This is a genomic window from Streptosporangium amethystogenes subsp. fukuiense (genome assembly GCF_042665875.1).
Classification (GTDB): domain Bacteria; phylum Actinomycetota; class Actinomycetes; order Streptosporangiales; family Streptosporangiaceae; genus Streptosporangium; species Streptosporangium fukuiense.
Genome location: NZ_JBHTEE010000001.1, coordinates 6,641,318 through 6,667,749, shown reverse-complemented (window position 1 = coordinate 6,667,749; position 26,432 = coordinate 6,641,318). Strand labels below are relative to the sequence as shown.

Here is a 26,432-nt window from a genome sequence, read left to right as displayed (position 1 = left end):
GAGCCTTCGCAGTTCCCTGAGATGAGAGATATGAGATGACCGAGATTTCGTTCGACCTTGTTCTGTCCGGCGGTACCGTTTTCGACCCCGTGGCGGGCACTCACGCGGTCACCGACGTGGCCGTGACCGACGGCCGCGTCGCACGCATCGCGCCCTCGCTCGCCGCGCAGGCCAGGGAGGTCGTCGACTGCGCGGGCAAGTGGGTCATGCCGGGCCTGGTCGAGGGGCACACCCATGTCTTCGAGAACGTCTCGAAGGTGGGGGCGCCGCCGGACGAGGCCCATCTGCGCCGGGGAGTGGTCGCCGCCGCCGACGCCGGTACGGTCGGTGCCTCGACCTTCGCCGCCTTCCGCGAGTTCGTGGTCCGGCCCGCCGAGATGCGCCTGGTCAACTTCCTCAACGTCTCGGTGCTCGGTCTGATCGACTTCCGTTTCGGCGAGCTGCTCAACCCGGACACGCTGGTCGCCGAGGACGCGCTGGCCGTGGCGCGGGACAACCCGGACGTGGTCCGTGGCTTCAAGATCCGTCTCTCCGAGGACGTGGTCGGCTCGGCCTGGCGCTCGCTGCTCAAGAGCTCCCTCGCATTGGCCACCGACGCGGGCCTGCCCCTCATGGTCCACATCGGGGAGACCGAGGAGCCGCTGCCCGAGGTTCTGGGGATGCTCCGCCCGGGGGACATCGTCGCGCACTGCTACACCGGCAAGCCGCACGGCATCCTCGACGACGACAAGGTCATTCCCGCGGTGCTCGACGCGCGGGCTCGCGGGGTCCTCTTCGACAGCGCCCACGGCAAGAGCAACCTCAGCTTCGAGGTCGCCAGGAAGGCGATCGCCGAGGGCTTCCTGCCCGACCTGCTCACCTCCGACACCAGCGCCAGGAACTGGCGCGGGCCGGTCTTCGACCTGGTCACCAGCGCCGCCAAGCTGCGGGCGCTCGGCATGACCATGGACGAGATCGTGCCGCGGATGACCATCGCCCCCGCCCGGCGGCTCGGCCTGGACACCGAGGGGTACGGCACCCTCGTCGAGGGCGGTCCCGCCCACGTCACGGTGCTGGAGGACACCGAGGAGACGACCCTGCCCGACGCGGCGGGCAACTCGATCGTGGCACCCAGGCTGGAGCCGGCCCTTGTCCTGCACGGCGGGCAGCGGGTGGAGACGTCGCCCTGGCGCGGCCTGGACACCGCCCGGTGACGCCGGTCGGCGAGGCGAGACGGAGACTGCGGACCGCGCTGACCGGTGGAGGGCGGGTCGTCGGCACGTTCGTCAAGCTGCCCACCGTCGACTCCGTGGATCTCGCCCGGCAGGCCGGATTCGACTTCGTCGTCGTCGACCTGGAGCACTCCTCGCTGTCGGAGGAGACGGTGATCTCCCTGGTGCGGCATGCCGCCGCGACGGGCATCCCGGCCCTGGTCCGGGTGCCGGTCGTGGATCCGCCGCTGATCAACAGGGTGCTGGAGGCGGGCGCGGCGGGAGTGCAGCTCTCCACGCTGACCGCCGCCGCCGAGCGCGACGCCCTGGTCGCCGCGGCCCGCTACGCCCCCCACGGGCGGCGGAGCATCAGCCTCTCCCACCCGGCCGCCGGCTTCGGCGCGGTGGACCTGGCGGCCTACCTGGCGGCCGAGGCGGCGGACCCGCCGCTGCTCGTCGGGCAGGTCGAGACCGCCACCACCCGTGACCCGCTGCCGGAGCTGCTGGACGGCCTGGACGTGGCCTTCGTCGGTACCACCGACCTGGCCGTCAGCCTGGGCCTTCCCGGTGCGGAGGCGCTGCTCGCGCGGGTGGAGGAGATCGTCGACGCGGCCCGTGCCGCCGGGGTGGCATCGGGCGGCTGGCTCGCCCGCGCGGACGCCGAGTCGGCCGCCGGGAGCGGCCTCGGCGCCGCGCGTTACCTCATCGTCGGCTCGGACCTGCAACTCCTCGGTTCGGCCCTGCGCGAGGTGATGGACAAGTGGGATCGATGAAAGGAATGCCCGTGTTCAACCAGCGGCTGTACGCCACCGCCGTCAACTGGGACGACATCCCCGCGACCGAGATCCGGCCGGGTGTCCGGCGCAAGGTGTACTCCACTGACGAGACCATGCTCGCCTGGCACGAACTGGCCGTCGGCATGACGCTCAACCCGCACAAGCACGACGACTTCGATCAGCTCGTACTGATCCTGCAGGGCAGGTGCAACTACTACGTCGACGGCGTGCCGCACGAGATGTCCGCCGGTTCGATGATGCTGGTTCCCCGGGGAGCGGAGCACTACGTCGAGCCCACCGAGGGGCCGTGCGTCAACGTCGACGTGTTCAGTCCGCCGCGGGCGGACTTCGGCGACTCCGTCTGGCTGCCCGGGAGCTAGCATCCCGGGCGGCCCGGCGGCTACAGCCCGAAGTCGGCCTTCCTGATCAGGCAGTGCACCCCCTTGACCTGGTCGACGACCTGGCTGACCTCGAAGTCGGCCGCCGCGCTGAGGTAGGCGAGCGCCCTTGAGCGTTCCATGCCCTGGGTGAGTTCGAGGAACGTCACGGCTGCCCGTACGGCACGCCGCATGGCCTCGTTGAGGTCTGTGTGCAGGCCGACGGGGAGCCAGTGGGTCGAGGTCTCGGCGAACGGCTCACCGAGTGTGCCAAGGAGCGTTCCGGCCTCCCTGGCGGGGATCACCGACAGGCGCAGGGTGGCGCGCAGCGGTGCCTCGAGCGCGGTCAGGGCGACCTCGCCGTCGCCCTGGGCGTAGTGCGGGTCGCCCGCGTAGAACCCGGCTCCCGGAACCTGTACCGGCAGGTAGAGACTGGACCCGACCCGCAGCTCGTTGATGTCGAGGTTTCCGCCGAAGGAGCCGGGCGGCACCGAGTGGACCTGGTCGCCGGTGTCGACCGTCACCCCCATCAGGCCCAGGAACGGCGCGAGCGGGAAGCGCGCCGCCCGCCCCCGGCCGAACGGGATGACGCCGTGCAGGCGCCCGGCCTCCTCGACCACCTCGGTGAAGACGCAGACGCTGTTGTACTCCCGCGCGCCGTCCGCGAGCGGGCCGGTGTCGGCGGCGGTCTCGGGGAACTCCCCGGGAAGCGCGCCGTAGCCGTGCCGGCTGCTGACGAACCCGTACGGCGCCCGGATCAGCAGGCTGAGCACGTCCACCCTGAGCACGTCGCCGGGTTGGGCCCCGGCGACGGAGATCGGCCCCGTCACCACGTGCGGGCCGTGGTTGTCGTAGTCGTGGGCGACGTCGGAGGCGGCCAGGTCGCGTGCGTCGGTGAGCACCTGGTCGGCGCCGACGCCGAACCCGGCGAGGTAGGAGACCGGGTCACGACCCTGGTCCTCCAGGATTCCCTCGTGACTGAGAGTATCGATGGTGACGGTGTCGCCGGACTCGACGTGGAGCACGTGCCGGTGGTCGCGGTTGGGCAACAGGCCCCAGAGGCTGGTGTCCGGGCTGGTGGGGAGGTAGTGGGAACCATCGATGCGGCCGGTCTTCGGCTGGAGCATTGTCCCTCCACGGGGGATACGTCGCTGTCACCGGCTGAGAAAACTCGACAAGTGTTGCGTCGCCGTTAACAGGGAGTAACCGAAGATTTCGGCGTGAAGACTGGCACTTGACACCGCGATGGCGTGGTAGCAGCATCACATAGCGAGATGGCATCTCGAATTCTCGTTCAAAGTCCGTAGGAAGGCCAGGCGCCGCGATGACGCAGCTGACACAGGGATATCCGATCTCCTCCCTCGTGAAGGAGGATGGGGAGGCGTTGTCGTTCAAGGTGCACAGGTCCGCCTACCGGTCGGAAGAGGTCTTCCAGGCGGAGATCTCCAAGATCTGGGGGCACACCTGGCTCTACCTCGGTCACGAGACGGAGATCCCCAAGCCGGGCGACTTCAAGACGAGGACTCTCGGCGGGCGCCCGCTGATCTTCTGCCGCGACTCCTCCGGCGAGGTCCAGGTCTTCCTCAACGCCTGCACCCACCGAGGCACCGTGCTCTGCCGGCACAGCGAGGGCAACACGAAGTTCTTCCAGTGCTTCTACCACGCGTGGGTGTTCAGCAACTCGGGTGATCTCTCGGCGCTGCCCGGCGACGACGCGTACGTCGACGTGCCGGAGTTCCGCGAGGCGATGAAGCTGCGCTCGGTGCCCAGGATCCAGAGCCACGAGGGCTTCGTGTTCGTCGCCTTCGACCCGGACGTGCCCGACCTGATGACCCACCTCGGCAAGGCCGCCCACTACATGTCGCTGACCGCGAAGATCGGTCCCGCGGGCATGGAGACCGTGCCCGGGGTGCAGCTGTACTCGGTCAAGGGCAACTGGAAGCTCGCGGTCGAGAACGCGATGGACGGCTACCACTTCGCGCCCACCCACAACACCTTCGTGGGCTACCTGCGCGAGACCGGCTTCGCCGTCACCGACGACGACCAGTACGCCTACGACCTCGGCGGCGGCCACGGACTGCTCATCCTGACCGGCCACAACGGGCGGATCGGCATGGTCTGGGAGCCGAGGTTCGGCGAGGCGGAGAAGGAGCGGACGGCTCTCAAGCGCCAGGAGATGGAGGACCGGCTCGGCCCCGAGCTGGCCAGGGAGGTCGCCGACGCCAGTCGTATCCTCTTCGTCTTCCCCAACCTGCTCCTGTTCGACCTGGAGGCGCTGACCATCCGCCAGCTCGATCCGGTCTCCGCCGGCCAGACCAACGTGCGGGCCTGGCAGTTCGTCGAGGCGGACGAGCCCGCCGAGGTGCGGGCACTGCGGATCAAGACGATGGTCAGCTTCGTCGGCCCCGGCGGCCTCGCGACGCCGGACGACATCGAGGCGTACGAGGCGGTGCAGCGCGGGATCGAGGCGACCGCGAACGCGGCGGACCCCGCCTTCGACTGGAGTGACATGTCGCGCGGCATGGCCAACGAGCAAAAGGGCAACCAGGGCCGTTCCATCGACGAGGGCGCGATGCGCAGCTTCTGGCGTCACTGGGCCACCGTCGTGGGCCAGGACTGAGCGGGCCGGGACCGAGTCGATGGACGGTAAGAAGAGTAAGGAGAGCGCCGTGGGCGGCAGGACCATCACCCGGCACGAGGTGGAGGACTTCCTCTATCGCGAGGCGTCGCTGCTCGACGAGTGGCGCCTCGACGAGTGGTTCACCCTCTTCGAGGAGGGTGGGCGCATGGAGGTCGCCACCACCGACTGGAAGGGCTGGGACAGCTCCTCGGCCGGCTCCTTCATGTGCGACGACTACGACCTCATCAAGGCCAGGGTGAAGCGGCTCAAGAGCCGCAAGGCGCACGCGGAGAACCCGCACTCCAGGACCCATCGGATGATCTCCAATGTGCTCATCCTGGAGCAGGGCGACAAAACGGTCTGGGTGAGTGCCAACTTCATCATTCACCGCTACCGTGACGGCGGGACCTACAGCTACGTGGGCCGCTACGAGCATGTCCTGCTGATCGAGGACGAGGGGCTCCGCTTCAGGTTCCGCAGGTCGATTCCCGCCATGGAGGCCATGGATCCGGGCGCACGGCTGAGCTTCATCCTCTGATGATCAAGCACATGCTGGTCTTCCGCTTCAAGGAGGACGTGCCGGCCGAGAAGGTGGCGGCGGTCCTGGCGGAGCTGGAGACGTTCCCGAGCAGGTATCCGGCCATGCGCGACTGGGCCTGCGGGCCCAACGTCAGCACGCGCGACACGAGCATGACGCACGGCTTCGTCGTCGGGTTCGACTCCGAGCAGGAACTGCTGGACTACCTGCACAGCTCCTCGCACGAGGAGTTCGTACGGCTGCGCTGGCGGCCGGTGATCGAGCGGCAGGCCATCGTCAGCCTCCACTGCTGACCGGCACCTCACGACGAGCACGTCACGAAGAACCAAGAAGGAATGAGGAAGGCACCATGACAGCTGACGCCCGTCCCCGGGCACCGTACGGGATGGAGTACGCCCGGATCGCGGTGCCGGACATGGCGGAGACCATTGAGTTCCTCCGGTATCACGTGGGTCTCCAGCTCGAACAGCACGACGACGAGTACGCCTACCTGCGCGCCGACATCGAGCACCACTGCGTGGAACTGCTCCACGAGCCCGGCAGGGAGACGTCGCACACGGTCGCGATCGGCTTCAGCGTGGAGTCCGACGAGGTCCTCGACGACCTGAGGGAGAGGGTGCTCGCGGCGGGGCTGGAGGTGCTGCCCCTGCAGGACAGGATGAAGGGCCTGTGCCAGCGCGGCTTCGGCGTGAGCGACCCGAACGGGCTGGTCGTGGAGCTGTTCACCGAGTTCCAGGAGTACGCCGAGGCGCCTGTCATCGAGTTGCGCCCGCTCGACCTCGTGCATCCCTTCATCGCCACCGACAAGTACGACGAGACGCTGGCCTTCTACACCGGGGTGCTCGGCTTCCTGCCCTCCGACTACGTCGGGGACGGCACCGTGTTCCTGCGGGCGGAGGACCGCTACCACCACAGCCTGGCCCTGCAGCGCAACAACGAGTACTACGTCGCTCACCTGTGCTTCATGATGAAGAGCCTCGACCACGTCATGCGTGGCAGGGCGCGCGCCCTGTACAAGGGGGTGCCGATCGCGTCCGACATGGTCAACCACTCCGCGTCGACCTCGATCGCCTTCTACATGTTCGAACCCAAGCACGGGCCCAGGTACGAGCTGTGCGACGGCCACCGGGTCTTCACCCCCGAGGAGCACGAGACGCACCGGCCCCGCAGGATGGCCGTCGACCCGCGCAACATCGACGTCTGGCGCGCCGCCGCCGACGACTGGGGCCGTTTCTGAGCGGCGTCCCCGAACGGAGAAGGCGAGGAGCCCCGGCCTGTCACAGGCCGGGGCTCCTCGCCTTCTCGTCGGGCCCGGTCAGCGCACGATCTTGGTCTTGACCTTCTTCACGAAGTACCAGCCCTTGGTGCCCAGACGCTCCAGCTCGTCCCGGGAGAGGTTCTCTGCGCCGGTCTGGAGGTCGTAGGTGTCCACGCCCAGGATGGCCTCGGCGGTCCGCCCCGACTTCTTGCCGAGCTTCACCGTGATCGTGATGACCTGGAAGTCATCGATATCAAGGGCGTAGGGGGTGAAGCACCAGAAACCGTCTTCGTAGTTGCCGCATTCCGTGCCCTTGGGCGCGGAGACCGCGGTGGCCTTGGAACCCTTGGGCAGCAGGCCGCCCATGTAGAAGGCGTCGGCCTCGTAGGGACCCTTGTTGACGGCCTTGATCCGGTAAGTGATCTTTCCGCCGGCCTTCGCCTTCTTCGGCGCGGAAACCGTGACCGCGAAGGAGGAGAACGGTTCGGCCGCGGACTTGACCGTCGCCGCGGGCGCCTGCGTGGAGGCGGCCGAGGCGGGAGCGGCGAGCAGCATGCCACCGGCCAGCGGGGCGACCAGAGCAAGGGCGACGATCCTGGAGATCGGGTGGCGCATCAAACGTCTCCCAGCTGAAGGGTTGGGGGACGCCTGGAACGTCCCATAAAGTTCCAGCGTTTTATCACACATATAGATGTGAGGAGAAATCAATATTCAATTATGTATTTAGTGGAACGCCTGGCGTGATGTCGGGTTGAGCGGGGCACGAAGCGCGTGGTGACCGCGCCGCCCGGCCCGCCTGGCGGGAGCCGGGCCCGGGTACGACCTGAGCCCGGGAAGGACCGGGACCCCGCGCCGGGTGGAGATCCGGGTTCCGTGCGGAACCCGAATCGCGAAGAAGTCCCTTTTCTGGAAATCCAGAAAAGGGACTTCAGGGTATAAAACGGGTCGAATCCATCCGCGCGTGCCGCGTCCTTGACCTCAGGGGACGGTGACACGCGCGGAACGATCGGCCGGCTAGCGGAGCACCCGGGTCTTCACCCGCACGTACTTGACGTCGCTGCCGACGTCGATGCCGTGGATGTCGAAGGTGCCGAGCCCACCCGCGGGGACGTCGATCGAGGCCGAGCCGAAATTGGCGGTCGCGGTGCCCCTGGCGCTGTTCCTCAACCAGACCCTGACCTTGATGGTGGCCGTCTTCCCGGGGTTCAGGGTGTCGAGCAGGCAGCCCACCTCGCGGCCGGAGATCTCGCAGTACGACCCGGCGGGCTTGCGGATGATGCGGACCTTGGAGACCTGCGAGGGAAGGTAGCCGCCGATGTAGGCGATGTCGGTGTACCACTTGCCCACGTTCTTGGTCGTGAGCGTGTAGACGTACGAGTCACCCGCCCAGGCCCTGCGAGGGTAGGTGACGGTCAGCTTCAGCGGCGCGAGCGGCTTGTCGGCCTGGACCGCCCCCTGCGGGGCGGTGATCCGGGGAGCCGCGGCGTTAGCGGTTCCAGGGGTGAGCAGCATGCCTCCCGCCAGGGCGATGGCGGCGAAGGCGGTCAGGTGCCGGCGCATTTCTTTACTCCACTCGGAATTCGGTGATCCCCCGTTGGGTACTGCGATCAGCATGCGGGAGCCCACTTGTGGATTCCTTGTGACTGACTGGCCGACCGAACGGTGAGCGGTCGGACGACGCCTCGGGGTCTCCGCCGAGGCCCGGTCCTCGCCTCTCTCACCCGGTCCCGCGGCGCCGCGTCCTCGACGGGACGGCCGGTTCGGAACCGTTGAGCAGTTCGGTCAGCGCGGGATTGTCGATGTCCGCGCCGAGCAGCCGAGCGGACGCCGGTTGCAGCGGAGTGCCGCTTCACCTTGATGACCGGCATTGGTCCCCTCCGTTCGTATGGTGTGCCGGCCCGCCCGGCGTGTCCATGCCCTGAACCATCCGGTACGTGGGTGTGAGCGAGCGTGTGACGGATCGAGCCGTGCCCGCTCCCTCGCACGCCGCCGCCGAACGGTGGCTCCGAGCTCTCATCGGGCCGGGTCTAGAGTCGTTCCGTGAGTTCCGAGAGTTCCGAGAGTGAGGACCTGGACGCCGTGCTGCACGCGGTGAGCTCGGCCGTCCTCGCGGTGACCAGGCATCTGTCGGTCCGGGAGGTGCTCGGCGTCATCGTGCGGTCGGCGGGGCGGCTGCTGGACGCCCGCTACGCCGCGCTGGGGGTGCCCGACGACCAGGGGGCGTTCGCCGAGTTCGTCGCCGAGGGCATCTCCGACGAGGAGTGGGACGCGATCGGGCCCACGCCCCGCCAGCACGGCATGCTCGGCGCCATGCTGCGCGAGGGCGTGTCGGTCAGGCTTCCCGACATCCGCAGGGACCCCCGGTTCGAATCCTGGCCCCGTGCCCACCCGGTGCTCAAGGACTTCCTCGGCGTGCCGATCCTCGACGGGGACGAGGTGCTCGGCATCATCTTCCTGTCCAACAAGCGGGCCCCGGGCGGCTTCACCGAGGCCGACCAGCGGCTGCTCACCATGTTCGCCGCGCACGCCGCGCTCGCCCTCACCAACGCCCGCCTGTACGAGCGGAGCCGGGAGCTCACGCTGGTGGAGGAGCGCACCCGGATGGCCAGGGAACTGCACGACGCGGTGACCCAGAAGCTGTTCTCGCTGCGCCTCACCGCGCGGGCCGCGGCGTCGCTGGTCGCCGGCGACCCCGTACGGGCGGTGCGGGAGCTCGACCGGGTGGAACGGCTGGCGGGAGAGGCGCTGGCTGAACTGCGGGCGGTGATCGTCGAGCTCCGGCCGGCCGAACTCGACCGGCACGGCCTGGCCGAGACGCTCCGCAAGCACGTCCGCCTGCTCGACCGGCTCCACCCGGCCTCGTTCTCGTTCGAGGAGGCTCCGGTGTGCGACCTCGAACCCGAGATCGAGGCGGTCGTGCTGCGGGTGGCCCAGGAGGCGCTGCACAACGCCTCCAGGCATTCGAAGGCGCGTGCCGTCGGCGTACGGCTGGGTTGCGAGGGCGGGCGCGTGTTTCTGGAGGTGAGCGACGACGGGACGGGATTCGAGGTGGCCGCCGCCGTGGGACGGGGGCTGGGCATCGCCTCGATGGGCGATCGGGCGGAGGCCGTCGGCGGCAACGTGCAGGTGAGGTCGGAGCCGGGGTGCGGCACGCTCGTCCGGATGGAGGTGCCGGCGTGATCCGCGTCCTGATCGCCGACGACCATCCGGTCGTCCGGCAGGGGCTGCGTACCTTCCTGGACCTCCAGGGGGACCTCGACGTGGTCGGCGAGGCCGCCGACGGCGCCGAGGCGGTCGCCCTGGTGGAGACCCTCGCCCCGGACGTGCTGCTGCTCGACCTGAAGATGCCGGTCCTCGACGGGCTCGGCGCGCTGCTCCTGCTGGGGGAGCGCGGACTGTCGCCGCGGGTGCTCGTGCTGACCTCGGTCAGCGACCGGGAGGACGTGGCCCCGGCGATCCGGGCGGGCGCGGCGGGCTTTCTGTACAAGGACATCGAACCGGCGGCGCTCGTGCACGCGATCCGGGCGGTGCACGGCGGCCAGGTGCTGCTCGCCCCCGAGGCCGCGGAGGCGATGCTCTCCCTCTCCGGGCCCTTTCCGGCCACGCCGGAGGACAGGCGGGTGGCGTCGTTGACCGAACGGGAGCGCGAGGTGCTCGCGCTGATCGCGTCGGGCCGTTCCAACCGGGAGATCGCCAGACGGCTCACCGTGGCGGAGAAGACCGTGAAGACCCACGTCTCCAACGTGCTGATGAAGCTGGGCGTGCAGGACAGGACCCAGGCCGCCCTCTACGCGGTGCGGAACGGCCTGGCCTGACCGGCTGCGAGGTCAGGTGTCCTTCTTCTCCTCACGCCGTCCCGGCGGCGGGGGCGGTGGCGGGGGAGGCGGCGGCGGTGGCGGTGTGTACTTTCCGCCCCCACTGCGCTTGGGTTTGGGCGGTGTGGGGTGGACGATCTTGGTTTTCACCGTCTTGAGGTAGTACCAGTGGGGGAAGGCCAGCCGCTTCCACTCGTCGCGGCTGAGGTCCGCGCCTCCGGTCGGGACGTTCCAGGTGTCGGCGCCGAGCTTGGCGACCGCGGTGCCCCTGGTCCGCTTGTTGAGCTTGACCCAGATGCGCACTGTCTCCGAGTCGCCCTTGCCGAGGATCCACGGCGTCACGCACCAGAAGCCGTCGGTGTAGAAGTCGCAGTCGGTGCCTTTCGGGCCCTTGTAGTAGACGGTCTTGCTGATGCCTTTCGGCAGGAGGGTCCCGCCTACGTAGAAGTAGTCGGCCTTCTGCGGTCCCCGATTGGTGATTTTGATCGTATACATGAACTCTTGGCCGCTTCTGACCAGTTTTGGGGCTTTAATCGAGACCTTGAAAGCGGACCAGGGCCTGTCCAGACTCGCCGCCGACGGGGCCGCGGCCGAGACGTCCGTCCAGGTCGCCGCCAGGGCCCTGGGGGAAGCCGGGAACTGCGTGTTCGCGGTGGCGGCCGAGGCGCTGGGGGCGATCGCGAGCGGAGTGATGAGGCTGAGACCTAGGAGCGTGCCGAAGCTTCGGCGCATGGGCGTCTCCGCACGAGCTAGGGGTGACCGTGGTCACCATTTGTTTCGAAGATTATGACTTAAGAAGGACACGCCGGAAGCGTGAATGATCTACCTGAAAATTAGTTATTTGCGTATCTTTGGTGACTCGGGGGTGGCGGCGGTTCTCAGGCTGGACGGCGGGGAGGCTCAGGTGCCGGATACGAACCCGTTGCGCAGGGAGGACCCGGAGTCACTGGGCGACTACCGGCTGCTCGGCCGCCTCGGCGAGGGGGCGCAGGGGGTGGTCTACGCGGGCCGGGGGCCCGACGGGGGGATGGTGGCGATCAAGCTGCTCCACCCCAGGCTGAGTGACACCGGCATGGACGGCGACCGGTTCCTCCGCGAGGTCTCCGCCGCCCGCCGGGTGGCGCCGTTCTGCACCGCCCAGGTGCTGGGCGCCCACATGGACGGTGACCGCCCCTACATCGTGAGCGAGCTGGTGGAGGGGGTCTCCCTGCAGCGGGTCGTGCAGGCCGAGGGCCCCCGCGGCGGCAACGTGCTCCACCGGCTCGCGGTCGGCACCGTGACCGCGCTGGCCGCCATCCACCGGGCGGGCATCGTGCACCGCGATTTCAAGCCCAGCAACGTGCTGCTCGGTCCCGACGGACCCCGCGTGATCGACTTCGGCATCGCCAGGGCCCTCGACTCGGCGATGACCGTGACGAGCGGAGTGGTCGGCACCCCCGCCTACATGTCGCCGGAACAGGTGTCCGGGCACCGGGTCGAGCCCTCCTCCGACATGTTCAGCTGGGCGTTGACGATGGTGTTCGCCGCGACCGGGCGGCCCGCGTTCGGCCAGGACAGCGTGCCCGCGGTCATCTACAGGGTGATGAACGAGGACCCTGACCTGTCCGAACTCCCCGACACCCTGCGGCCGATCGTCACCTCGTGCCTCAGCAAGCAGGCCGAGGAACGGCCCAGCGCCTCCGAGGTGCTGTTCGCGCTTCTGGACACCCAGTCGGAGGAGGCATCCGCTCCCGAGCCTCCACAACCTCCACCCGCCGCCTCGCCCGCGCCTTCGCCGCCCGCTCCCGAGACGTTGTGGGTGCGGCCGTCAGGGGCGGATCAGGGGGAGTCCGGCGCGGCCCGCGGCCACGCTCCGGGCGGCAGGGCGGGCACCTCCCCGGCCGCTCCTCCGCCCGCGGCCGTCCCCTTCGCCTCCCCGGCGGGACCCGCGCGCTACCCGGGCAACCTGACGCCCGTCGGCCGGCAGGCCGCGTCCCCGCAGGGGGCGTACCCCCCGCCACCGCCGCGGCACCCGGACCTTTTCGGTGAACCGGTACCCGCAGCGCCCGGCGAGCACGGGACGCGGCGCAGACGGGCCGCCCTCGTCGCCGGGGTGCTCGTGGGAGCCCTGGCCCTGGCCACCGCCGTGCTGGTGGCGGTGCCGAGCATGCGGAGCGACACCACGGCGAGCTCCCCGGGTCCCGATGACGGCACGCGGAGGCCGTCGCCCTCGACTCCCGCCACGCCGCCCTCCACGGCCGCCTCGCAGGCCCTGCCCCCGGGCCCCGCGGAGAGCCTCACGACGGCGCCGGCCTCCGAGCCGTCCGAGCCGTCCGAGCCGCTCGCCATGCCGCCCGCCGCGGTGCTCTTCGACGGTCAGGACGGCAAGGCGCTCAAGGGGCACAGCAAGGCCGTACAGTCCCTCGCCAAGGTCGAGGTCAAGGGCAGGCCCACGGTGGTCTCGGGCAGCCAGGACGGTTCGCTCGGGATCTGGGACCCCGCCGAGCACAAGAGGCTCCACCGGCTCCGCGGCCATCGGGGCGAGGTCTACGCGGTCGCCACCGTCACCTTCGGCGGCACGCCGTACGCGGTGACCGGCGGCTACGACCACTCCGTCCGCCTGTGGAACCTGAAGACCCGCAAGAGCAGGGTTCTCGGGCATCACCCCATCGCGGTCTTCTCCGCCGCGGCGGGCGTGGTGAACGGCTCACCGGTCGCCGTCACCGGGGACGGTGACGGCACGCTCCGCTTCTGGAACCTGAAGAGCCGCAGATTGCTCAGAGTCGTCTCCGCGCACCGCGACGACGTCAACTGGCTCGCCTTCGGCAAGATCGGAAAGCGCTCCGTCGTCGTGTCCGCCAGTGCCGACAGGACGCTGAGGATCTGGGACCTCGTCACCAGGAAGCGGTACGGCAAGGTCTACCGGGGGCACAGCGGGCGGGTCTTCTCGGTGGCCTTCGGCAAGCTGGGCGACCGCACCGTGATCGCCTCGGGCGGCAAGGACAAGAAGATCAGGATCTGGGATCCGAAGACCTCCAAGACCATCGGCAAGCCGCTCAAGGGTCACGGAGGCAACGTCTACTCCCTGGCGTTCGGCACGGTGGACGGGCGCACCGTGCTGGTGTCGGGCAGCACGGACGGGACCGTCCGGCTCTGGGACCCGGCCGAGGGCAAACCCCTGGGCAAGGCGATCAAGGCACACAAGGGCGGGGTCTACTCGGTCGCCGTCATGACCGTCGACGACCGCATGGTGGCCGTCTCGGCGGGCAAGGATCGCACCGTCAAGCTCTGGAAGCTGACCTCCGGCCGGTGACCCGTCCCGTGACAGGCCCTCGGAGCAGGTCCTCAGACCAGCTCGGTGATGGCGTGGTGGGCGACCACCCGGGCCCGGCGCACCGCGCGATCGAGCTCACGCAGGGCCTCGGCGCGTACGGCGAGCTGGCCCGAGGTGAGCCCCCGCTCGTCGGCTATGCGGAGCACCGCGGAGAGACGGGCGGCCAGGGCGGCGACCCGATGGGCGCGGGCGGGGTAGCCGGGAGCCAGGCCGTCATCGACGACTCTCAGCTGCCGGTGGCCCTGGGCCGGACCCTCCACGCCGAGCAGGGCGTCGGTGGCCACGCGCATCGCGCGGGTCAGCTCGTGCTCCGCCTCGGCGAGAGAGGGCAGATCAGGTGCCACGGCCCGGGCCTCCAGCACGCTCCAGCGAACCCCGGCGTACGATGACCCGCGGTGGTCCTTTACCGGGACCAGGCCAAGGCATCTGTCACCGAGCACGGCTGTCGCCGCCTGTCCGGCCTCGATGGCCGCGGAGTTGAAGGGGGGCGGTCCGGTGAGTCCGAGCGGGTCGCCCGGGACGGGCAGGGCCAGTCGCAGCGACTTCATACCCTCGATCCGCAGGTCGGCGAGGAACCCGCGGAGGGGAAGGTCGCCGCTTTCCGCGGCGACGAGTTGGGGGCCGGCCTGTCGTTCCACGCGGTCGGCGGCCTCGTCGAGGCCGACCTGTCCGGCAAGCCAGGCGTTGCCCCAGCAGACCAGGGTGGCCGAGATCGGTGAATCAGGGTGCACCGATCCACGATATGCGCTCACCCTGCAATAGGTTTTGTTCCAGCGATTCACAAGGAGGCGTAGGGGATGGGCGGTCAGGTGCTTCGGCTACAGGACGTCACCGTCCGCAGGGACGGGGCGGCCCTGCTGCGGGAGATCGACTGGACCGTTCACGAGGACGAGCGGTGGGTCGTCATCGGTCCCAACGGCGCGGGGAAGACGACGTTGCTGCAGGTGGTCGGGGCGATGCTGTTCCCCACCGAGGGCATCGTGGAGATTCTGGGCGAGCGGCTCGGCCAGAGCGACGTCTTCGAACTGCGGCCCCGCATCGGGCTCGCGAGCGCCTCGCTGGCGGAGAAGGTGCCGCCGGAGGAGAAGGTCATCGACCTGGTGCTCACGGCCTCGTACGCCATCCTCGGCCGCTGGACGGAGGAGTACGACTCCCACGACGTCACGCGTGCCGTCGAGCTGATCGACCAGTTCGGATGCGCCCACCTGATCCGGCGCCGGTTCAACACGTTGTCCGAGGGAGAGCGCAAGCGGGTCCAGATCGCCCGCGCGCTCATGCCGAACCCGGAGCTGCTGCTGCTGGACGAGCCCGCCGCCGGCTTGGACCTGGGCGGGCGTGAGGACCTGGTCCGCCGCCTGGCGACGTTCGCGCACGATCCGAAGGCGCCGACCATGGTGCTGGTCACCCACCACGTGGAGGAGGTGCCCAGCGGGTTCACCCACGCGCTGCTGCTCCGGCACGGCTCCGTGGTGGCCCAGGGGCCGATCGAGCAGGTGATGACGGCGGAGAACCTGTCGCACACCTTCAGCGTCCCGCTCAGCCTGGATCAGGGGCGGGACGGCCGGTGGTACGCGCGGGCGCACCAGTTCTGAACCTATTTCGGTTGTCCAAAAACCGGTAAAGCATACCCCTGCTGCGAGACGGCTGCCGGGCTCCTCCTAGCATCCGGTAAGTGCCGTGCACCTCGTCATGGGCGCGAGCCTCACCAGCGAAGGGGAGTTCATGACACCGTGGGAGGCGGCCGCGATCTTCGTGGCCGGTATCGGAGCCGGAGGCATCAACGCCGTTGTCGGCTCCGGATCTCTGATCACGTTTCCGACCATGGTCGCGCTGGGGATGCCGCCGGTCGTCGCCAACGTCTGCAACAGTGTCGGCCTGGTCCCGGGCTCGCTGACCGGCGCGCTCGGCTACCGGGCGGAGTTGAAGGGGCAGCGCCAGCGGCTGATCCGGCTGGGAATTCCGACGATCGTCAGTGCGGTGATCGGCGGGGTGCTCCTGCTCTATCTCCCCGCGGAGACGTTCAACATCGTGGTACCCGTCCTGATCGGCGTGGCGTGCGTGCTGGTGATCGCCCAGCCGAGACTCAACAGGTGGTTGAGCGCCCGGCGGGAGCACGCCCAGCCGCACGGTGGCCCCTGGCTCTGGGTCGGTGTCTTCGCCTGCGGCATCTACGGCGGCTACTTCGGCGCCGCGCAGGGCGTGCTGCTCATCGGGTTGCTCGGCAGTTTCCTCGACGACGGCCTGCAACGGATCAACGCGGCCAAGAACGTGCTCTCGCTGCTGATCAACATGTCCGCCGCGGCGCTGTTCATCCTGATCGCGGAGATCGACTGGCTGGCGGTGCTGATGGTCGCGCTGGGCGCCGCGATCGGCGGTTTCCTCGGGGCGAAGATCGGCAGGAAGCTGCCCGCTCCGGTGTTGCGCTGGTTCATCGTCTGCATCGGTGTGGTGGCGATAGTCAAACTGGTGTACGGGTGAACCTGCCTACTAGACGAGTAAGTCCGAAGCCCGGTCAGTGGTCGTAGGCGATCAGTGACCGGGTGACGGGCTGGCCGGTGGCGCGGTTGTGCCAGATCGCGGCGGTCAACGCCAGGATCCGCTGAGTGACGCGGACCGCGACGCCGCTCGGGCTGCGCCCCCCGTGCAGTTCCAGATCGAGCTGGCCCTTGAGGGTGTCGTTGACCGACTCGATCAGCTGGCGGATCGGTTTGAGGAACTGCTCGCCGGGCCGGGGCGCGAGGTTGCGGTAGGAGGGGCGCAGCAGTCGCACACCTCGTTCGGCCAGGTAGGCGTCGAGTTCGGCGGAGACGTACCCCTTGTCTGCGATGATCAGCAGGCCGGGGCGCTCGGCGCTCAGGTGCGGGTCGTCATCGAGCATGGCCATCAGGACCTGGCGCTCGTCGAGCTTGGGGGTGGCCAGGGCCCAGGTGATCGGCAGTCCGGCCGGGGTGCACACCAGGTGCAGGCGCAGGCCCCAAAAGTAGCGGGAATGGGAGCGGCAGTAGCCGTACCCGGCCCACCCGGCCAGGTTCGAGCGCCGGGCGGTGGGGCGCGAGCGGCCGCATTCGACCGGGGTGGAGTCCACCACCCAGACCGGGTCGGCCCATAGGTCGGTGTCGCGGGCCAGAGCACAGATGGTGCGCTGGAGCAGGGGCAGCGCGCGGCGGAGACGCTTGTTGTAGCCGGACTGGCCGGGCAGGTAGGGGAAGGCGCCGGGCAGATGGTGTGGCAGGAAGCGCAGCCATCGGGTCTCGGAGCGGATGCCGAGCAGGGCCTGGGCGATGGCAACGGTGAGCAGTTCGGCGTCGGTCAGTTTGGGCGGGCGGCCCAGACGGGCGCAGCTGCCGGGAGCGCCGAGCCAGTCATCGATCTTGACGTAGAGTGCGGTCAGAAGGGTGTTGAGGTCGTTGGTCACACATCGATCCTCGACACCCTTCGTTGCTTCCGCTCTGGCCTCGAGGGCAGGTTCGTCTGCCTTGAGGCGCAGCCTGGGTGGGCGACGCCCGGCCCACTGCCGACGCGCTCCACGGGTGGGCCCAGCAGCCGCTACGCCCCGCCCTACCCGTTCGCAGCTTTAGGACTTACTCGTCTAGTGGGTACCAATTAGGTATGAAAGGTGACAAGGTCGAGGTTGTCATCGACGCAGGAGACAGTTCCCGTACCTACGAGGTCAGCGCCACCAGAGCAGGACGCCGGGTTGAGGTGGCCAACGCACGCGGCGGTGTCGTCGAGGTGAGCGAGGTCACCCGGAGCGGAACGGCCGTGCGCACCGCCCGGTTCATGTCCAGCCGGATCCTCGCCCTGGTGGAACACCCCGCCGACGGCAAGTCCGCTTAATCCGAACAGGCCGGCGTCGCGCCCGGGTGAGGTGGTCCGTCATACCTGGGCGGGACGGACCTGGAGCACGCCGTCGCGGCGGATCCGGGTCTCGAAGGACGGCTGGGGGGCGGTGGCCGGGCCGTGTACGACGGCACCGTCGGAAAGTCTGAAGGTGCTTCCGTGCCACGGGCAGACCACGCAGGCGGTGCCCTCCTCGGAGATCAGGCGCCCCTGGTGGAGCGGCCCGGCCAGGTGGGCGCACTGGTCGGCGAGGACCGTGACGCTGCCCCCGACCCGGAGCACGAACAGGTCGATGTAGCCGAGCCGCCGCGTCACCGGACGTCCGTCGGGCAGATCGCCGATCTCGCACAGGTCGTGCCAGCCCAGCGGGACCAGGTGGGCGACGGACTCGGCGTGGTTGGACCCGGCCGCCTGCCGGTAGGCGAGGTGGCCGCCGAGGTAGCCGCCCATGCTCGCGGCACCCAGCCCGACGAACGACAGCAGCCGACCGGTCCGGTCGCGCCCGGTCATCCGGAACACCAGCGATCCGGCGTAGAGCCCGAGGGAGGCCAGGTTGGCGATCGCGTGCACGAACCCCACCCGCTGCTGCTCGCGGTGGAGCGCGGACCAGTCGACGATGCCCGCGGCCACCGCCGGGGTGGCGGTGGCGAGTCCGCCCGCGACCAGCAGTTGCGACGCGCGTGGATCCGAGCGGGTCACGTCGAGCACCGCGGTCGCCGCCCAGAGGCCCAGGCTGAGGTTGGCGAGCGGTGGATGGAGCGGTTTGCCGAGCGGTACCCCGTGCAGCAGGTCACGGAGCAGGCCGGGGCCGATCCTTCGGCGTACGGCCTTGGCGAGTATGCGGATCGGCCGATCGGCCCTGGGCGACCGCTCGATCCGCTCGGTGAACTCGACCCCGGGCACCAGACGCTTAAAAGTTCGGCGCCCTGTTTTGACGCTTTCCTTCACTATCGCCCCCCTCTCGACCCATAGGGACCTACCCGGGAACGGGGTTATGCACGCGCCAAATGTCCTCGGCTGACAGAGAGAGCGATGATCTCGGTGGCGTAGGCGCCCAGCGTCGCCGACCCCTCCTCGATGATTTTCACCTTCTCCAGCACCTGTTCCGCCGTCACCTTGTAGAGCGACCAGGTACCGCCCTCATTGTGGTGATTGGCCATGATGGGCGCGATCCGGTCGAGGGCCTTGGCGAACTTGGCCTCGGGAGTCCTGCGCTCCTCGAACTCGTCCCAGAGGTCGCGCAACCGCGCGGCCTGGTCGTCCGGGAGCAGCCCGAAGATCCGGTCGGCGGCCTTGCGCTCGATGCCCAACTGGGCCTCGACGGCGGAGGCGTCGTAGATGAAGGTGTCTCCCGCGTCGATCTCGACGATGTCGTGGACGAGCAGCATCGCGACGACCCTGTCGAGGTCGGTGCCCGGTGGCGCGTGTTCGGCCAAGACCATCGCCAGCATGCCCACGTACCAGGAATGCTCGGCGTCGTTCTCCCGCCGCGACCCGTCCATGAGGGTGTTGCGGCGGACGATGCGTCTGAGCTTGTCGATCTCCATGGCGAAGGTGAGCTGAGCGTGTAGACGGTCCTGTGCTAAAGGGGTGGTCACGCGCGCAAGCCTAATGCGCGTCGATCCCCCTTTTCCGAGCGATCATGGGATCATGCCCGACCGAGTGTGACGGGAACCCCGTTGAACACGGCGTTTCCCGAGGGTACGTCCACGATGGAATCGTCTGTCAGCGCGTTCACGTTGACCCCCGCGTGCTTGGCGGCCACCAGCTGCGAGGTGCCCGCGTGTCCCCATCCGTGGGGCAGGCTCACCACCCCCGGCATGATCGTGTCGGTCGGCTCCAGCGGTACGACCAGCTCGCCGGCCGCCGAACGGACCACCGCGTGCTCGCCCAGCCCGAACCTGCTCACGTCGTCCGGATTGATCTGCAGGGTGCACCGGTTGGTCCCGCCGACCAGCGGGCCCACGTTGTGCAGCCAGCTGTTGTTGGAGCGCAGGTGGCGCCGGCCGATCAGCACGATCTCCGCGGGGGGCACGGTCAGCCGCCCGCGCAGCCGCGCGACGTCCTCGACCAGCCGCGGCGGGGCCAGCTCCACCCGCCCGGAGGCGGTACGGACGATCTCCGTCAGCCGAGGTTCCAGCGCGCCCAGGTCGATGCCGTGCGGATTCGCCAGGAGCGTGGCCAGGGAGAGCCCGTAGGGGCCGAGCCTGAGCATGGCGTCCAGCCGCATCTCGGCTCCGCTGCCGCCGTCCAGCGAGGCACGCAGCTCGGCCGGGTCCCCGCCCTCCATCGGTGAGCCGGGCGTCTCGACCGCCTTGCGGAGCATCTGGTCGAGGATCAGCTCGTCGAGCAGGGCCGGGTCGGCGCCCGCCCCCTGCCCAGAGGCGATCATCGTCAGCCGTGCCATGATCTCGGCCTCGGAGGGACGTCCCGGCTCCAGCGGCAGGACCGGCGGGGAGAACCTCGCGTAGTTGCGGACCGCGACGAACAGCAGCGACAGGTCGTAGTGCGGCGACTGCATCACCCGGGGCGGCGGCAGGATGACGTTCGCGTGCCTGGTGGTCTCGTTCAGGTACGGGTCCACGCAGACCATGAACTCCAGGTCGCGGAAGGCCGCGTCCAGCCGGGGACCGCCCGGCGCCGACAGCACCGGGTTGCCGGCCACCATGACCAGCCCCCTGACCTGCCCCTCGCCCGGTGTCTCGATCTCGTCCGCGAGGGTGGCCACCGGGAGCTCACCGTTCGCCTCCGGCAGCCCGCGGACGCGGCTGTGCCAGCGTCCCGTGGTGTACGGCTTGCTCCTGCGGCCGTTCTCCACCGCGGTTTTCGCGAACATGACCCCGCCGGGGCGGTCGAAGTTGCCGGTCAGGATGTTGACGACGTCGACCAGCCACTGCGTGACGGTGCCGAACTCGACGGTGCAGGTGCCGATCCGGGCGTAGACGGCGGCGGTCGGGGCCGCGGCCAGCTCGCGCGCCAGCCGTACGATCTCCGCGGCGGGCACCCCGCAGATCGGGGCCACGGTCTCCGGGGTGAAGTCCTCCGCCAGCCGCCTGACCTCGTCCAGCCCGTTGACCTCGACGCCCACCGAGGTCAGATCCTCGGCGAAGAGGGTGCGGACGATGCCGAACAGCAGGTAGGCGTCGGTGCCCGGCCGCACGAACAGGTGCTCGTCGGCCAGAGCGGCGGTGCGGGTGCGGCGCGGGTCGACGACCACGAGCCTGCCCCCGCGCCCGCGCAGCGCCTTGAGACGGCCGGGGAAGTCGGGGGCGGTGCAGAGCGAGCCGTTGGACTCCAGCGGGTTGGCGCCGAGCATCAGCAGGTAGTCGGTGCGGTCCAGGTCGGGCACCGCGATGGCCAGCGGGTCGCCGAGCATCAGGCCGCAGGAGACGTGCTTGGGCATCTGGTCCGCGGTGCTCGCGGAGAAGACGTTGCGGGTGCCGAGGGCGCGGATCAGAGGGGTGCCGTACAGGGCGCCCGCCATGGAGTGGGCGGACGGGTTGCCGACGTAGACGGCCAGAGACCGGCGGCCGTGTGCGTCGATCACGCCCTTCAGGCCCTCCTCGACCGTGCGGAACGCCTCGTCCCAGGAGGCCTCGCGCCACGCCTCGCCCGTCCGGATCATCGGGACGCCCAGCCGGTCCGGGTCCTCGTCGAGGCGGCCCAGGCTCGCCCCCTTGGGGCAGATGAACCCCCTGGAGAACGGGTCGTCCGGGTCGCCCTTGACCGAGGTGACGTGCCCGGTGTCGTCGAGGGTGAGCCGGAGGCCGCAGACGGCCTCGCAGAGGGGGCAGGTCCGGTGCGCTGTTCTCATCGGCACTCCTGAGTTCGGCAAGTGAACTCATCATGGCCGTAGGGCGGGGCGAGGGGAAGCCCCCGAGAGCGAACTCGGGGGCTTCGGTGCCGCCAGGAGGACGGGACGGCCGGTGGAACCCAGGTGGCCCGCTACGGACCGCTACGGCCCGTTGTAGCCCGTTGTGTCCCGCGGTCCGCTTCCGGTGGACCGGAGGATCACGCGGCCCGTTGCCGATGGTCGGCGGGTTCGTGCGGTCCGGGAGGCAGGTCGGCGGCGGAGCGGGTACCGGACTCCTCCAGCACGGCCCGGTGGACCCGTGGGGCGACCCAGTCCGTCCACCCGTACAACCGGTCGAGGCCCGGCGGCGGGCCGGTGAACTTGTCCCTGCGGATGATCTCGACGGTCAGCAGGTGCGCCCATCTGCGGTGCCGAAGGACCACGGTGTCGCGGGCGTAGCACGCCGCCGCGATCTCGGCCGAGAACGCATCGAAGTCCTCGGCACAGATCCCGGCCCTGGCGAGGATCAGCGCCCTCTCCCCGGCGGCGGAAGGAGTGATCCACAGCACCAGCGGGAGCCGTCCCGAGCGGGTGTGTATCCCGATCTCCACGCATGTCCTCTGCAGGCGGTGCCGGGAGATCAGGCACCACGCGTGCGTCCGCACCCACCTGCGCCCGGAGCGGGAGGCGGCGGGGACGCCGGAGGTGCAGGCCAGCAGGGCGGATGGCCACCAGTGGCCCTGCCTGAAGGAGAGAGCCGCCGCGGCCAGGACGGTCGAGACGGCGGCGAGCAGGACGATCTCCGTCCGCCAGCGCCACAGCCGGACGAGGAGGCCCGTCCGGCCGGGGGGCCGGCCGTCGGGACGACCGTAGCGGTTGTCGCGGAGGTTACGCCGCGACATCGCCGTCCGCCCTCTTGTCGGGGACGGGCGCCAGGGCGAGGGCGGGAGCGGCGGTCCGCTCGGCCTTGAGGAGGTCGAACCGGGGCTCGCGGTAGTGCCTGCTCACGAAACCGGTTCTGGTCACGGTCCAGCCGAGCCGGTGGGCCCACTCGTCCTGGTCCATGCAGAGCTCCCGGTCGGTGATGTAGATCAGATCGAGGAGGAGGGTCTTGATTCCGCAGAGTCCCTTGGTACGGTGGAAGGACATAGGAGACTCCCTTCGTGGTTTCAACGTGGAGTTCTTGTGCCAACCGGGTCGGTGGCCGCCGGCCCGGTGCTTTTTGCGCCCGATCGGGCGCCCTCTGACGCGTGCGACTCTGGGCCGTCGCCGGCCGATCTCCTCCGCTTCCCCTGCTGGCCTCCCCGGTTCAACTCCGTCGTGCTGGAGACGGCGCCGTCGCCGATCAGGTGCGCGCCCGTTTCGCCCCGCGCGCGATTCACGGAGGCCCTCGAAGACACCCCCGGATGATCACCGGTGGATTCCCCGATCTTCCGGGAACCTTCCTGTTCTGATAGTCGCTCAGCAGAGATTTCCCTGCAAGACTTGCCGTAAGGAAAAAAGCAATAAACTTCTCCGAATACACTGCAAACTACAGTGTAATTTGCACTACCATTCGTCTGGTTCCTGTTGAGGCCATGACGTCCACCCGCCCGTCATGGCGAGGAGGTCGTGATGCCGGAACGTGGTAGTCCAGCGCTCCGCCGGCGTCGGCTGGGCATGGAGCTTCGTCGGCTCCGTGAAGGCCTGAACATGACCGGCGACGAGGTGTCCGACCGTCTTGGCTGGTCGACCGCCAAGGTCAGTCGCATCGAGACCGCCAAGACACTGGCCAAGGAGGAGGACGTCGAGGCGCTCTGCGGGCTCTACGGGGTCGACGGGCACCTGCGGGAGGCTCTGGTCGCGTTGCGACACGACGCCGCCCGGAAGGGGTGGTGGGAGCGATATCGAAGTTCCGTCCCCGAGGACTACATCACGCTCATCGGGATGGAGGCGGAGGCCACCATGACGCGAGACTGGGAACCCCAGGTCGTGCCCGGACTTCTCCAGACGAAGGAGTACGCCCGGGAGCTCCTCGCGGCGGGTCAACACGCCAGCCAGCTACCGTCGAGCTGGTTTCAGGATCGCGCGGAGATCCGGATGATGCGCCAGCACACCCTGCTGCACGCGCCGCGACCGCTGACGCACATAAGCGTCTTCCACGAGTCCGTGCTGAAGAACCAGTACGGCGACGCCCGGGTCATGCGAGACCAGCTCCTGCATCTGATCGAGATCTCCCGGTTGCCGCACGTGGAGATACGGATCCTGCCCCAGGACGTTCCGCCGCCGGTGTCCACGGGCACCTTCGTGCACCTGACGTTCTCCGACTTCCCCGATGTCGTCTACCTGGAGTCCTTGTTCGGTGGACGGTTCATAGAGGACGCGGAAATGGTCTACGGGTACGAACGGGCCTTCGGCCACCTGATGGAAAGGGCTCTGGACGAGACGGCGTCACAGGAACTGATGAGAAACACAACGGAGTACTGGAAAAGATAGCGGCAGGCCGCTATGCACATATTGGAAGACAAATGAACAAGAAACATATCGGCGCCGCCGAGTGGAAGAAAAGCTCGCTGAGTTCCGTGAACGGGAACTGTGTCGAGGTGGCGGTGCTGGACGGAGGCCGCACGGGGGTCCGGGACAGCAAGGAACGGTCAGGGCCGGTCCTGGTCTTCACCCGCGAGGAGTGGGGAATCTTCATCGGCGCGATCAAGAAAGACGGATTGCGTCTCTGAGGATCGAAGACGGCTCGCCGGTCGCGGGCCGTCTCCCCGGGCGCCTTTCGCCGCGAGAGCGGAGATGGGCGCCCTTCGTTTCGATCGGCCGCGTCGTCGGCGGAGTCCGCCGTCCCGGCGTGTCGCCGGCCGACACGGACATGAGGGAAGGCTCTCATCGACACGGGTGACGTGTCGGTCGGTCGATCAAGACCGCTGCGAAGCGTGCTCGTGTTCCTGACGGCGGGGAGAACCGTGGGCTCCGCCGTCGCCGGTCCCCCGGTATGGGACCTGACCCGATAAACCCGCCGGTTAGCCGACTATTCCAGATAAGGGTCTTGTCTTTCCCGGTCTTCTCGGTGAAATTCTGGCATTGGTGCTGTCAGGTGAGAGGACGGGCATGGAATCGGGTGATGCGTTGATCTGGAAGAAGAGCAGCCACAGTTCCCTCAACGGTAACTGTGTGGAGGTGGCACGGCTCTCCGGACGCGAAGTGGGTGTGCGCGACAGCAAGGACCGGGAAGGACCGGTGCTCGTTTTCGGCCATGCCGGATGGGCCGCGTTCGTCGGTGGGGTGAAAGGTGGGAAGTTCGACTTCTGAACGGTTCCGCACCTCGGACGGGGGCTTGTCCAACGGCGGTCAGGCCCCTTTCGCGTGTCTCTCCGGGAGGGCCGGGGAAAAGCCGTACGGGGAGAGGGGCGACTGCGACGCCCAGGCCCTGGACGACGCCCCGCGGGGAGACCTGGGCGATCCGGCCGCGCACGCCGTGACAGACGGCGTCCACGTCGAGGTGGTCGCCCTCCCGTACGCTCTGCATGATCGCCGGCCGGGCCGCGGTCACCCGAAGGCCCGCCTGCCGAATCCGGTCCGCATCCTCCATGGACGAGGCGGTACGTTCTAAACTTGAATTATTCAAATAAGCAACTTAGTCAAGTTTTGTGGAATCGAATCCCGTAGGGCGAGTTGTGCCACACATCGCGGGCGAGATGGCATCCTCGGATACCGATGGACACGTACAGCACCGCCCGACGTCTTGCCCTGGCCGCCACGATCACCGCCTCAGCCGTGCTCCTCGCGGCCTGTTCCACGGCCGAGTCGGTCACCCCCGGCGCACTCGCCGACGTCGAGGAGAAGCCGACCCCCCAGACGGAGCCCACCCCTACCCCCGAACGCAAGCCGTACACCATCTCCTTTGGTGGCGACGTGCACTTCGAGGGCGTGTTGCGGACCCGTCTGAACGCCAATCCGAAGACCGCGCTCGGCCCGATCGCCAAGGTGCTCAGTCGCTCCGACCTGGCGATGGTCAACCTGGAGACCGCGATCACCACCGGTGGCACCCCCGCACCGGGCAAGCAGTACACCTTCCGTGCTCCGGCGGCCGCGCTGACCGCGCTGAAGGCGTCAGGGGTGGACGTGGCGTCCCTGGCGAACAACCACGGCATGGACTACATGCAGAGCGGATTGACCGACTCCCTCGCCGCCATAAAACGCGCCAAGTTCCCCGTTGTGGGCGTGGGCAGGAACGAGGCCGAGGCCTATCGGCCGTGGCGGACCACCGTGAACGGCAACCGCGTCGCCATCATCGGCGCCACCCAGGTGCTGGACGCGGAGTTCGTCGGGGCGTGGACCGCCTCCGGCGACAAGGCCGGCCTCGCCTCGGCCAAGAACGAGGCGCGGTTGATCCAGGAGGTGCGCAGGGCCCGCAAGAACTCCGACACCGTGATCGTCCACCTGCACTGGGGCACCGAACTGCAGAAGTGCCCCAACGAGGCGCAGCGGGGCCTGGCGCCCAAGCTGGTCGCGGCCGGGGCGGATGTCATCGTGGGCGGCCACGCGCACATCCTGCTCGGCGGCGGCTACCTGAAGAACAGCTACGTCAACTACGGCATGGGTAACTTCGTCTTCTACAACTGGGGCCCGGAGACCGGCAGGACCGGTGTGCTCACCCTGACGATCAACGGCCGCAGGGTGCTCAAGGACCAGTGGACCCCGGCCAGCATCCAGGGCGGGGTGCCGATCCCGATCACCGGGCTCGGAAGGCAGCAGGCCATCGCGAACTGGAAGGCGCTGCGCGACTGCACCGGACTGGCCGCCAGACCCGGTCAGTCCGGCTGACCGGGCCGGCCCTGCCCTCCCCGCGCCGCGTCGCCTTCGGCGATCGTCCTTGGTCGCGCGCGGCCGGCCGCGGGAAACGGCCTGGCAGGGTCCCGTTCTGTTC

The 26,432-nt window shown here is 69.1% G+C and carries 28 protein-coding genes; 17 read left to right on the top strand and 11 right to left on the bottom strand.

The genetic code is table 11. The features are described 5' to 3' along the window. Positions 1-35: 35 nt before the first annotated feature. From ACFQVD_RS29180 to ACFQVD_RS29170, 3 genes are read left to right on the top strand one after another with little or no spacing between them, the layout of a single operon-like run. Positions 36-1,193, top strand: a complete 1,158-nt coding sequence (locus ACFQVD_RS29180) for a hypothetical protein (protein WP_343961824.1) — start codon at positions 36-38, stop codon at positions 1,191-1,193. Continuing rightward, entirely contained in the window at positions 1,190-1,963 is a 774-nt protein-coding gene (locus ACFQVD_RS29175; RefSeq protein ID WP_343961827.1) for an HpcH/HpaI aldolase family protein, read from the top strand. Before ACFQVD_RS29180 ends, ACFQVD_RS29175 begins: the two co-directional genes overlap by 4 nt. A gap of 11 nt (positions 1,964-1,974) precedes the next feature. Beyond that, positions 1,975-2,346: a cupin domain-containing protein gene (locus ACFQVD_RS29170; protein ID WP_343961829.1), complete on the top strand. Its 372-nt coding sequence runs from the start codon at positions 1,975-1,977 to the stop codon at positions 2,344-2,346. A 20-nt stretch (positions 2,347-2,366) separates the two neighbouring features. Here the strand turns inward: ACFQVD_RS29170 and ACFQVD_RS29165 are convergent, their stop codons facing one another. Continuing rightward, complete coding sequence (locus ACFQVD_RS29165; protein WP_343961832.1) at positions 2,367-3,470, bottom strand: acetamidase/formamidase family protein; 1,104 nt, start codon at positions 3,468-3,470, stop codon at positions 2,367-2,369. Between the two features lie 197 nt (positions 3,471-3,667). Here ACFQVD_RS29165 and ACFQVD_RS29160 point away from each other — a divergent pair, with 197 nt between their 5' ends. The 4 genes from ACFQVD_RS29160 to ACFQVD_RS29145 are packed head-to-tail and all read left to right on the top strand — an operon-like array spanning position 3,668 to position 6,738. Further along, positions 3,668-4,963: an aromatic ring-hydroxylating oxygenase subunit alpha gene (locus ACFQVD_RS29160; protein WP_343961835.1), complete on the top strand. Its 1,296-nt coding sequence runs from the start codon at positions 3,668-3,670 to the stop codon at positions 4,961-4,963. Between the two features lie 49 nt (positions 4,964-5,012). Then, positions 5,013-5,501 (top strand): aromatic-ring-hydroxylating dioxygenase subunit beta, encoded by a 489-nt coding sequence (locus ACFQVD_RS29155; protein WP_343961837.1) that lies wholly within the window; start codon positions 5,013-5,015, stop codon positions 5,499-5,501. Further along, a complete protein-coding gene (locus ACFQVD_RS29150; protein WP_343961839.1) occupies positions 5,501-5,794 on the top strand; it encodes a Dabb family protein in 294 nt (97 codons plus the stop codon). Before ACFQVD_RS29155 ends, ACFQVD_RS29150 begins: the two co-directional genes overlap by 1 nt. A 56-nt stretch (positions 5,795-5,850) precedes the next feature. Further along, entirely contained in the window at positions 5,851-6,738 is an 888-nt protein-coding gene (locus tag ACFQVD_RS29145) for a VOC family protein (RefSeq protein WP_343961841.1), read from the top strand. Between the two features lie 78 nt (positions 6,739-6,816). On the opposite strand, the gene ACFQVD_RS29140 is transcribed toward ACFQVD_RS29145, so the two are convergent. Both ACFQVD_RS29140 and ACFQVD_RS29135 read right to left on the bottom strand, forming a co-directional pair. After that, positions 6,817-7,374 carry a hypothetical protein gene (locus tag ACFQVD_RS29140; RefSeq protein ID WP_343961843.1) on the bottom strand — a complete coding sequence of 186 codons (558 nt, stop codon included), beginning with the start codon at positions 7,372-7,374 and terminating at the stop codon, positions 6,817-6,819. A 399-nt stretch (positions 7,375-7,773) separates the two neighbouring features. Further along, positions 7,774-8,319 (bottom strand): hypothetical protein, encoded by a 546-nt coding sequence (locus ACFQVD_RS29135; RefSeq protein WP_343961845.1) that lies wholly within the window; start codon positions 8,317-8,319, stop codon positions 7,774-7,776. A 480-nt stretch (positions 8,320-8,799) separates the two neighbouring features. Between ACFQVD_RS29135 and ACFQVD_RS29130 the strand changes: the two genes are divergently transcribed. Continuing rightward, the gene (locus ACFQVD_RS29130) at positions 8,800-9,939 is read left to right on the top strand and encodes a GAF domain-containing sensor histidine kinase (protein ID WP_343961847.1); all 1,140 of its coding nucleotides are present in this window, start codon (positions 8,800-8,802) and stop codon (positions 9,937-9,939) included. After that, positions 9,936-10,574, top strand: coding sequence for a response regulator transcription factor (locus tag ACFQVD_RS29125; RefSeq protein WP_343961849.1), 639 nt, complete (start codon positions 9,936-9,938; stop codon positions 10,572-10,574). Before ACFQVD_RS29130 ends, ACFQVD_RS29125 begins: the two co-directional genes overlap by 4 nt. Positions 10,575-10,586: 12 nt before the next feature. Here the strand turns inward: ACFQVD_RS29125 and ACFQVD_RS29120 are convergent, their stop codons facing one another. Next, positions 10,587-11,306 (bottom strand): hypothetical protein, encoded by a 720-nt coding sequence (locus ACFQVD_RS29120; RefSeq protein ID WP_343961851.1) that lies wholly within the window; start codon positions 11,304-11,306, stop codon positions 10,587-10,589. A gap of 109 nt (positions 11,307-11,415) precedes the next feature. On the opposite strand from ACFQVD_RS29120, the gene ACFQVD_RS29115 reads away from it, so the two are divergent. Further along, positions 11,416-13,866 carry a serine/threonine-protein kinase gene (locus tag ACFQVD_RS29115; RefSeq protein WP_343961854.1) on the top strand — a complete coding sequence of 817 codons (2,451 nt, stop codon included), beginning with the start codon at positions 11,416-11,418 and terminating at the stop codon, positions 13,864-13,866. Between the two features lie 32 nt (positions 13,867-13,898). Here ACFQVD_RS29115 and ACFQVD_RS29110 read toward each other — a convergent pair whose 3' ends face one another. Then, positions 13,899-14,618: a hypothetical protein gene (locus ACFQVD_RS29110; protein WP_343961856.1), complete on the bottom strand. Its 720-nt coding sequence runs from the start codon at positions 14,616-14,618 to the stop codon at positions 13,899-13,901. A gap of 66 nt (positions 14,619-14,684) precedes the next feature. On the opposite strand from ACFQVD_RS29110, the gene ACFQVD_RS29105 reads away from it, so the two are divergent. Further along, positions 14,685-15,479 carry an ABC transporter ATP-binding protein gene (locus ACFQVD_RS29105; RefSeq protein WP_343961859.1) on the top strand — a complete coding sequence of 265 codons (795 nt, stop codon included), beginning with the start codon at positions 14,685-14,687 and terminating at the stop codon, positions 15,477-15,479. Between the two features lie 130 nt (positions 15,480-15,609). Next, positions 15,610-16,365 carry a sulfite exporter TauE/SafE family protein gene (locus tag ACFQVD_RS29100; protein WP_343961876.1) on the top strand — a complete coding sequence of 252 codons (756 nt, stop codon included), beginning with the start codon at positions 15,610-15,612 and terminating at the stop codon, positions 16,363-16,365. A 34-nt stretch (positions 16,366-16,399) separates the two neighbouring features. Here the strand turns inward: ACFQVD_RS29100 and ACFQVD_RS29095 are convergent, their stop codons facing one another. After that, a complete protein-coding gene (locus ACFQVD_RS29095) occupies positions 16,400-17,302 on the bottom strand; it encodes an IS982 family transposase (protein ID WP_386272591.1) in 903 nt (300 codons plus the stop codon). Positions 17,303-17,496: 194 nt separating this feature from the next. Here ACFQVD_RS29095 and ACFQVD_RS29090 point away from each other — a divergent pair, with 194 nt between their 5' ends. Continuing rightward, complete coding sequence (locus ACFQVD_RS29090) at positions 17,497-17,724, top strand: hypothetical protein (RefSeq protein WP_030916880.1); 228 nt, start codon at positions 17,497-17,499, stop codon at positions 17,722-17,724. Positions 17,725-17,763: 39 nt separating this feature from the next. Here ACFQVD_RS29090 and ACFQVD_RS29085 read toward each other — a convergent pair whose 3' ends face one another. The 5 genes from ACFQVD_RS29085 to ACFQVD_RS29065 all read right to left on the bottom strand — a co-directional run bounded on the left by ACFQVD_RS29085 (position 17,764) and on the right by ACFQVD_RS29065 (position 22,669). Next, positions 17,764-18,630 (bottom strand): Rieske 2Fe-2S domain-containing protein, encoded by an 867-nt coding sequence (locus ACFQVD_RS29085; RefSeq protein WP_343980868.1) that lies wholly within the window; start codon positions 18,628-18,630, stop codon positions 17,764-17,766. 89 nt (positions 18,631-18,719) lie between these two features. After that, entirely contained in the window at positions 18,720-19,274 is a 555-nt protein-coding gene (locus ACFQVD_RS29080) for an HD domain-containing protein (RefSeq protein ID WP_245651701.1), read from the bottom strand. A gap of 101 nt (positions 19,275-19,375) precedes the next feature. Next, positions 19,376-21,541: a molybdopterin-dependent oxidoreductase gene (locus ACFQVD_RS29075; RefSeq protein WP_343980872.1), complete on the bottom strand. Its 2,166-nt coding sequence runs from the start codon at positions 21,539-21,541 to the stop codon at positions 19,376-19,378. A 197-nt stretch (positions 21,542-21,738) separates the two neighbouring features. After that, positions 21,739-22,422, bottom strand: coding sequence for a hypothetical protein (locus tag ACFQVD_RS29070; protein ID WP_343980875.1), 684 nt, complete (start codon positions 22,420-22,422; stop codon positions 21,739-21,741). After that, the gene (locus tag ACFQVD_RS29065) at positions 22,409-22,669 is read right to left on the bottom strand and encodes a hypothetical protein (RefSeq protein WP_343980878.1); all 261 of its coding nucleotides are present in this window, start codon (positions 22,667-22,669) and stop codon (positions 22,409-22,411) included. Before ACFQVD_RS29065 ends, ACFQVD_RS29070 begins: the two co-directional genes overlap by 14 nt. Before the next feature lie 465 nt (positions 22,670-23,134). Here ACFQVD_RS29065 and ACFQVD_RS29060 point away from each other — a divergent pair, with 465 nt between their 5' ends. The 4 genes from ACFQVD_RS29060 (at position 23,135) to ACFQVD_RS29045 (ending at position 26,329) form a co-directional block, all read left to right on the top strand. Then, positions 23,135-23,995: a helix-turn-helix domain-containing protein gene (locus ACFQVD_RS29060; RefSeq protein WP_386272587.1), complete on the top strand. Its 861-nt coding sequence runs from the start codon at positions 23,135-23,137 to the stop codon at positions 23,993-23,995. A gap of 32 nt (positions 23,996-24,027) precedes the next feature. Then, entirely contained in the window at positions 24,028-24,234 is a 207-nt protein-coding gene (locus ACFQVD_RS29055; protein ID WP_343980881.1) for a DUF397 domain-containing protein, read from the top strand. Positions 24,235-24,613: 379 nt separating this feature from the next. Then, positions 24,614-24,814, top strand: coding sequence for a DUF397 domain-containing protein (locus ACFQVD_RS29050; RefSeq protein ID WP_343980884.1), 201 nt, complete (start codon positions 24,614-24,616; stop codon positions 24,812-24,814). A gap of 405 nt (positions 24,815-25,219) precedes the next feature. Continuing rightward, complete coding sequence (locus tag ACFQVD_RS29045) at positions 25,220-26,329, top strand: CapA family protein (RefSeq protein ID WP_343980887.1); 1,110 nt, start codon at positions 25,220-25,222, stop codon at positions 26,327-26,329. Positions 26,330-26,432: the final 103 nt, after the last annotated feature.

Coding starts and splice junctions, on each gene's coding strand:
- ACFQVD_RS29105 (WP_343961859.1), top strand. CDS start 14,685: ATGGGCGGTCAGGTGCTTCGGCTACAGGACGTCACCGTCCGCAGGGAC.
- ACFQVD_RS29180 (WP_343961824.1), top strand. CDS start 36: ATGACCGAGATTTCGTTCGACCTTGTTCTGTCCGGCGGTACCGTTTTC.
- ACFQVD_RS29065 (WP_343980878.1), bottom strand. CDS start 22,669: ATGTCCTTCCACCGTACCAAGGGACTCTGCGGAATCAAGACCCTCCTC.
- ACFQVD_RS29070 (WP_343980875.1), bottom strand. CDS start 22,422: ATGTCGCGGCGTAACCTCCGCGACAACCGCTACGGTCGTCCCGACGGC.
- ACFQVD_RS29100 (WP_343961876.1), top strand. CDS start 15,610: ATGACACCGTGGGAGGCGGCCGCGATCTTCGTGGCCGGTATCGGAGCC.
- ACFQVD_RS29075 (WP_343980872.1), bottom strand. CDS start 21,541: ATGAGAACAGCGCACCGGACCTGCCCCCTCTGCGAGGCCGTCTGCGGC.
- ACFQVD_RS29050 (WP_343980884.1), top strand. CDS start 24,614: ATGGAATCGGGTGATGCGTTGATCTGGAAGAAGAGCAGCCACAGTTCC.
- ACFQVD_RS29055 (WP_343980881.1), top strand. CDS start 24,028: ATGAACAAGAAACATATCGGCGCCGCCGAGTGGAAGAAAAGCTCGCTG.
- ACFQVD_RS29045 (WP_343980887.1), top strand. CDS start 25,220: ATGGACACGTACAGCACCGCCCGACGTCTTGCCCTGGCCGCCACGATC.
- ACFQVD_RS29150 (WP_343961839.1), top strand. CDS start 5,501: ATGATCAAGCACATGCTGGTCTTCCGCTTCAAGGAGGACGTGCCGGCC.
- ACFQVD_RS29120 (WP_343961851.1), bottom strand. CDS start 11,306: ATGCGCCGAAGCTTCGGCACGCTCCTAGGTCTCAGCCTCATCACTCCG.
- ACFQVD_RS29160 (WP_343961835.1), top strand. CDS start 3,668: ATGACGCAGCTGACACAGGGATATCCGATCTCCTCCCTCGTGAAGGAG.
- ACFQVD_RS29145 (WP_343961841.1), top strand. CDS start 5,851: ATGACAGCTGACGCCCGTCCCCGGGCACCGTACGGGATGGAGTACGCC.
- ACFQVD_RS29090 (WP_030916880.1), top strand. CDS start 17,497: ATGAAAGGTGACAAGGTCGAGGTTGTCATCGACGCAGGAGACAGTTCC.
- ACFQVD_RS29140 (WP_343961843.1), bottom strand. CDS start 7,374: ATGCGCCACCCGATCTCCAGGATCGTCGCCCTTGCTCTGGTCGCCCCG.
- ACFQVD_RS29060 (WP_386272587.1), top strand. CDS start 23,135: ATGCCGGAACGTGGTAGTCCAGCGCTCCGCCGGCGTCGGCTGGGCATG.
- ACFQVD_RS29135 (WP_343961845.1), bottom strand. CDS start 8,319: ATGCGCCGGCACCTGACCGCCTTCGCCGCCATCGCCCTGGCGGGAGGC.
- ACFQVD_RS29165 (WP_343961832.1), bottom strand. CDS start 3,470: ATGCTCCAGCCGAAGACCGGCCGCATCGATGGTTCCCACTACCTCCCC.
- ACFQVD_RS29080 (WP_245651701.1), bottom strand. CDS start 19,274: ATGGAGATCGACAAGCTCAGACGCATCGTCCGCCGCAACACCCTCATG.